We start from the raw sequence: 6,852 nt of genomic DNA on the forward strand, positions 1-6,852 counted from the left end.
CCATGATGGTGTTCAATTGCTCTGGGTGTCCCTGCTTTCTCGCGTTCAGAATTGGTGGTGATAAGAGCGATTTCTGGCCGAATTGCGGACAAAAAAAATCGGCTCAGAGGCCGATATAGGAAATGAAACAAAAGGAACGAAACAAATGTATAGGGAAAGTGATTAGCCCACCATAGCGTATGAGTGGGTTTGAAATAACTGGTTGGCCAACAACATACGGTCGTGCATCACCTTAATAGCCTGACCAAACACAAGAGACTTACTGCCTGACATCTGGAATTCTTCAAGATCGATGTATGCAACTAAGCTGGCGTTATCCCCTACCTCTAACACGATGAAATGGCCCGAACTGGCGCTGTTGCTAAGTTTAACGATGTCACCTTCAGAGGGCTGACATTCGTCACCCTGTGCATCAAAAAACCAACTTTTAGGCTGAACAGGCTTATGGAATCGCTTCGCAGCAACACAATAAAGTGCCAATTCCGCCTGACGCGGCTCGCTCAGAGGCAGAAGAGAAATTTGTTCTTTAAACGTTTGGAATGCAGATGCATCATCAACCGAAAATTCGTTGATGCCAACGGCACAATCGACAAGCAGTTTACGCTCTAGATTGGTCTTGAATATCATGTCTTCGCCCAGGTCCAGCATTAAGTAGCCTTCCCTGTCTTCATAATACCAAGTCCATTTATCACTGGGTTTAAGCATCGTTCCAACTCTCAAATTCAGTTTATAATTAAACTTCCAAGGTAAAACGCTTAATTACCTTTGCCGACAATTACTGTAATTCTATGAGCGTATTGATAAAAAAAAAGAGGAAATGAATTTTCACTTCCTCTTTAAAAAACGAATTGCCATGACTAAATTTGAGGGTGACGGTGTCACTCAATCAAAGATTCTTAACGATGTCTCGCACCAATCCCGGACCATGGTAGATAAAACCAGAGTACACCTGAACCAGCTTGGCGCCGGCCAGCAGCTTTTCTTTGGCCGATACGTACGAATCGATACCACCCACCCCAATAATAGGCAGCTTGTCACCCAGCTCTTCGTGAAGACGACGTACGACTTCCGTACTGCGCGACTGAACCGGGCGTCCACTTAATCCACCGGCTTCGTTCGCATGCTTCATTCCTTCCACCATAGTGCGGTCGAGCGTGGTGTTGGTTGCAATGACGCCATCGATATTATTTTTGATCAACGATTCACAGATCTGGGTGATCTCTTCGTCACTAAGATCCGGCGCGATCTTCAGGGCGAGCGGTACGTATTTGCCATACTTTTCCGCCAGTGCCGACTGCTTCTCTTTTAAAGATGACAGCAGTTCATCTAAAGCATCTCCATACTGCAGAGAACGAAGTCCAGGAGTATTCGGAGAGGAGATGTTCACTGCGATATAGCCGGCGTATTCGTACACCTTCTCCATACAAATCAAGTAGTCTTCAGTGCCCTTTTCAATTGGCGTATCTTTGTTCTTACCAATGTTGATACCCAGTACACATTCGAACTTCGCTTTTTTAACATTCTCAATCAGATTATCCACACCCAGGTTGTTGAACCCCATCCGGTTGATAATGCCTTCCGCTTCAACTAAACGGAAAAGACGTGGTTTGTCGTTGCCTGGTTGAGGGCGAGGCGTAACGGTTCCCACCTCAACAAAGCCGAACCCCATTGCATCGAATGCCTCGATACATTCTCCGTTTTTATCCAGACCCGCGGCCAGACCAACTGGATTGCGGAAAGTCAGTCCCATGCATTCGACCGGTCGGTGTGGAAGTTGTTGACGGTAAAGAAGATCGAGAGGAGTGCCGGTGAAACGTTTGAAATTCTGAATTGCAAGATCATGTGCCTTTTCGGCATCAAGTTGAAAAAAGCCAGCTCTGGCTAGACGGTAAAGCATTGTGCCTCCGAAAGAAAAAAGCCCCGTATAAACGGGGCCTTATTATTTACTCATTTGCAGCACAATTCAAATTTAATAGCATCAATTCTCTCAATGCCACAGAGAATTTCGCAAATTCATGTACTGACCCCACTTTGAACTCATTGAGAATGTTGTCCCAACGTTGTAGTGAGACTTCGTTGGCCTGAATCCAGTCTTCCAGCGCTTGCATAACATCCAACTCTTCAGGTGCACAGCTGCAGCTCAGAACCTGACCAGTCAACTGACGTTGCTGCCAATCCAGATCCTCACGGAAGGCCGCACGAGCCAGCGCTTGCCAGTTATTATCCACCGCCTGATTATTGATTTGTTTCAGGAACCAGTGCAATGACAAACGGTCACCCAAATTGAAATACAGTTTGGCGGTTTGTTCAACAGTTTTGCCTTTTTCACGGGACACTGTTGATATATCCAGTACTGAGTACAGGCTAGACAAACGTGCGACATAATTGGCCAATTCAGCCGAGATGCCCTTCTCAATCCACGCCTGTGCCATCTCATTGTGCTCAGCCACTTCCGATTCGACCAGCATATCATCCAGCTTCTCGGTAATGGTGTTCACATCGGACTGATACAGTTCCACCAGCAGTTTCACCGATTGCTTACCAGTGCGATTTCGCAGTAACCAGCGAGCCAGTCGACGTAACGTACGACGAACATAAAACATCAAATCGTATTGCGTTTGCGCTTCCGCTTTATTGTCTAGCTCTCGAATCTGCTGAAGCACTTTGTCCAGACCATAGATCTCACGGGATGCCGCATAAGCGTTAGCGATATCAACTACATTGGCACCAGTCTCTTCTTGCAGACGGGTGACAAAGTTACAGCCCATTTCATTCACCATTTGGTTCGCCAGCGCTGTTGCGATAATTTCCGCTCGCAACGGGTGGTTCTGCATATACTGAGAATAGTTACGGCGTAACTCAGTCGGGAAGTAGTTGATTAACTGCTGCGCATGATATTCATCGTTGGCGATATCATCGTGTACCAACTGTTCTTTCAACACCATTTTGCCATACGCAACCAGAACAGAAAGTTCAGGGCGAGTCAGCGCCAGGCCTTGCTTCTCACGCTCCAACAGCGTTTCATCATCTGGGATGTATTCCAATGCCCGATCCAACTGACCAGCTTTCTCCAGAGTATGGATAAAGCGGATCTGTTCTTTCACGGTAGAAACGCCCTGCTGTTCAGTCACTGAAATGGACTCAGACTGACAGTAGGCATCTTCCAGAACGATCTCGCCAACTTCGTCTTCCATCGATTCCAGGATCGTATTGCGCTGTTTGATCGTAAGATCGCCATTCGCCACTAAGCCATTAAGGAAGATCTTAATGTTGACCTCGTTATCTGAACAGTCAACACCGCCAACGTTATCGACAAAGTCGGTGTTCACGCGACCGCCAGTCAGAGCGTACTCAATTCGGCCAAGTTGCGTCATGCCCAGGTTACCACCTTCACCCACCACTTTGGCTCGCAATTCACGACCATCGATACGCAGTACATCATTCGCACGGTCACCTACGTCAGTGTGCGTTTCCGTCGAAGCCTTAACGTAAGTTCCGATCCCGCCGTTCCACAGAAGATCCACTTTCATTTTCAGGATCATTTTAATCAGATCATTCGGCGCTACCGATGCCTTCTTGGTACCCAGCATCTTCTGAATTTCCGGCGTCAGTGAAATCGACTTGGCCCGGCGTGAGAAGATGCCGCCCCCTTTGGAAATCAGTTTAGGATCATAATCTTCCCAGCTTGAACGCGGCAGTTTGAACAAGCGATCACGTTCTTTCCAACTGCTTGCTGCATCTGGGGTTGGATCAATGAAGATATGCATGTGGTTAAAGGCTGCCTGCAGACGGATGTGTTTTGACAGCAGCATGCCGTTACCGAACACATCTCCCGCCATATCACCGACACCCACCGCAGTGAAATCGGTGGTTTGACAATCGATGCCCATTTCACGGAAATGACGTTTCACCGATTCCCAGCCACCTTTCGCCGTGATACCCATGGCTTTGTGGTCATAGCCGTTTGAGCCGCCAGACGCAAACGCGTCGCCCAACCAGAAGTTGTACTCTGCAGACACCGAGTTCGCCAGATCTGAGAATGTCGCGGTACCTTTATCCGCAGCAACAACCAAATATGGGTCATCCTCATCATGACGCACAACGCTCTGAGGCGGAATCACTTCCCCTTCAATGATGTTGTCAGAAACGTCAAGTAATGCACGGATAAAGCGCTTATAACAACGTTGTCCTTCTGCAAAGATCTCATCGCGGGTCGTCAATGATGGCTGGCGTTTACAAACGAAACCACCTTTTGCACCCACCGGTACGATAACCGTATTTTTAACTTGTTGCGCTTTCACCAGACCGAGAATTTCGGTACGGAAATCTTCCTGACGATCAGACCAACGCAGACCACCACGGGCTACTTTACCACCACGCAAGTGAACACCTTCAATATCCGGTGCATACACAAAGATCTCGTAGGCAGGTACTGGTTGTGGGATTTCTGGAATCTCACTTGGCTTCATCTTCAGAGACAACCAAGGTTTTGGCTGTTTGTTCTCATCAAGCTGGTAGTAGTTTGTGCGCAACGTCGCGGTAATCATTTCCATGTAGCGACGTAAGATACGGTCATCATCCAGGCTTTCGACATGATCCAGCTGCTCAGTAATATTGGCAATGAGATCCGCTTGTCCTTTCTGGCTGCCTTTGGTTTTTGGATCAAAGCGCTTCGAGAACAGCTCCACCAAACCTTTCGCCAAATCTGGATAATGGTTTAGTGTGTCTTCAATGTACTGCTGACTGAATGGGAAGCCAACCTGGCGCATGTAGCGTGCATAAGCGCGAAGGATCGAAATCTCACGTCCTGTCAGTGATGCGCCCAATACCAAACGGTTAAAGCCGTCACTTTCCAGGTTACCGGCCCAAATGGCGGCAAATGCTTGTTGGAAACGATCACGAGCTTCACGAAGATCCACAGTTTTCTCACTCTTATGCAGCATTGAGAAATCCAGGATCCAGTATGTCTGACCGTTGGACTTAGTCACTTCGTACGGCGATTCGCCGATAACACGAAGACCAAGATTTTCCAGCATTGGCATCACATCAGACAAGTGAATTGGCTCGTCACGGTGATACAGCTTGAGACGTACTGCTTTGGAATCGGATGCTTCTTCTTGTGGACGGTAGAACAACATGCCGAGTTTATGATCATCACTCAGTGCTTCCAGTCGCTCAATATCCGCCACGGCGGAGCCTGGCATGACATCTTCTTTGTAAGAACGTGGGAAGGCGCGCAGGTATTCTTTTGACAAAGGCAGGCCTTTGCTTTCACCAAAGTTAGCTACGATCGCGTCAGACAGACGATCATCCCAGGTTGAAGATGCTTCCATTAAGTTTTGCTCGATCAGTTTTACATCAACGTCCATATTGTTGTTGTCAACACGAACAATATAGTGCGTTCTCGCCAGTGGGCTTTCAGAAAAGTAAGTGGTGAACTCGACTTCTTGTTCACAACCAAAATAGTTTTTCAATATACGCTGAGTTTGTCGGCGTAGCTCCGTGTTGTAACGATCTTTGGTGACATAGACCATACAACTGAAGAAACGCCCAAACGGGTCTTTACGGACAAACAAGCGCAGCAGATCGCGATCCTGCATCTGAACTACACCCATCCCCACTTCAAGCAATTCTTCTTCTTTTGCTTGCAGCAGCTCATCACGTGGGTAGTTCTCCATGATGTTGTGTAGCGCTTTGTAAGAATAGGAGCCTTCGCGATAGCCGCTGGCTTTCAGGATACGTTCCACCTTCTCGCGGATCAGCGGAATGCTTTCCACACTCTGGTTATAAACCGCAGAGGTGTACAGGCCAGTAAAGCGATGTTCACCAATAACCTTACCGTTTTTGTCAAACTTCTTAATTCCGATGTAGTCGGTGTAAGCAGGACGGTGAATACGAGACTGTTTGTTTCCTTTCGTCACAATCAACAGGTAGGGTTTCTTCGCTTCCAGACGAGCGGAATCAGAAAACTCCGTCAGCTTTACGCTGCGTACACGGCTATCATCTTGGAACAGGCCCAGGCCTTTTTCTTTGGTCGGACGTAATTCGGTTACGCCATCCACTGAGACAAGATCGTATTCCTTGTACCCCATGAACGTGAAATTATGATCCCCCAGCCAACGCAGGAATTTGATCGTTTCTTCAAAACGATCCCCTTCGATCGGGATCTCTTTCTTATGTTTCTCCAGGTTGCCGGTTACCGTTTCCAGTTTGTCGACCATGGATCGCCAGTCTTTCACGACCAGAGCAGTATCTTCAAGAATGCTGAGCAATTCCTGTTTGAGCGACGCCATTTCCTCTTTGCTGCTCAGGCGGTCAACTTCCACATGGAACAGAGACTGGAATACCCCTTCACCATTGTTGATCCCGGTTACGTCACCGGTTTCATCACGTTCGATCTGTGTCGGACCGTGAAGCATCAGGTGGGAAACAAGGTCTAGGCGGCTTAGCGCCATTTTGATGGAGTCAACAAGGAAAGGACTGTCAGGAAGGACGATTTCTACGATAGTGTGTGTCGATTGCCAGCCCTGTCGGCTGACGGTTGGGTTAAACACCCTGACTGATAACTCATCCGGCTTCTTATCATTGATGTGGTGCCACAAGCTGACCACCGCACCATAAAGGTCGGATTCATTTCTCTCAATCAAATCATCTTGAGAAATGTTGCTAAATAAATGTTGCGCAAGTTGAGTTACGAGGGGTTGATGAGCAAGCTCGAGTTTGTCTTGAATAAGCTTGTACACTTTTTCAAGAAGAACCGGCATCAGAGTTTCACGCGCGGTCATAAACGACTCCACTATAAGGCTATTTTTTATTGTAGGGGTTGGAGTAAGCATAGTGCCTACTACTGGT

3 protein-coding genes are annotated in these 6,852 nt (G+C 47.6%); all 3 read right to left on the minus strand.

The genetic code is table 11. The annotated features are described in order from the left end of the window. Positions 1-162: 162 nt before the first annotated feature. Positions 163-705, minus strand: coding sequence for a cell division protein ZapC (locus CAG65_RS17380; RefSeq protein ID WP_021703249.1), 543 nt, complete (start codon positions 703-705; stop codon positions 163-165). Positions 706-886: 181 nt separating this feature from the next. After that, a complete protein-coding gene (gene pyrD / locus CAG65_RS17385) occupies positions 887-1,897 on the minus strand; it encodes a quinone-dependent dihydroorotate dehydrogenase (protein ID WP_161454431.1) in 1,011 nt (336 codons plus the stop codon). Between the two features lie 46 nt (positions 1,898-1,943). Further along, positions 1,944-6,785 carry an NAD-glutamate dehydrogenase gene (locus tag CAG65_RS17390; RefSeq protein WP_161454432.1) on the minus strand — a complete coding sequence of 1,614 codons (4,842 nt, stop codon included), beginning with the start codon at positions 6,783-6,785 and terminating at the stop codon, positions 1,944-1,946. Positions 6,786-6,852: the final 67 nt, after the last annotated feature.

This window comes from Vibrio sp. V39_P1S14PM300 (genome assembly GCF_009904765.1).
In the GTDB taxonomy this organism is placed as follows: Bacteria; Pseudomonadota; Gammaproteobacteria; order Enterobacterales; family Vibrionaceae; genus Vibrio; species Vibrio proteolyticus.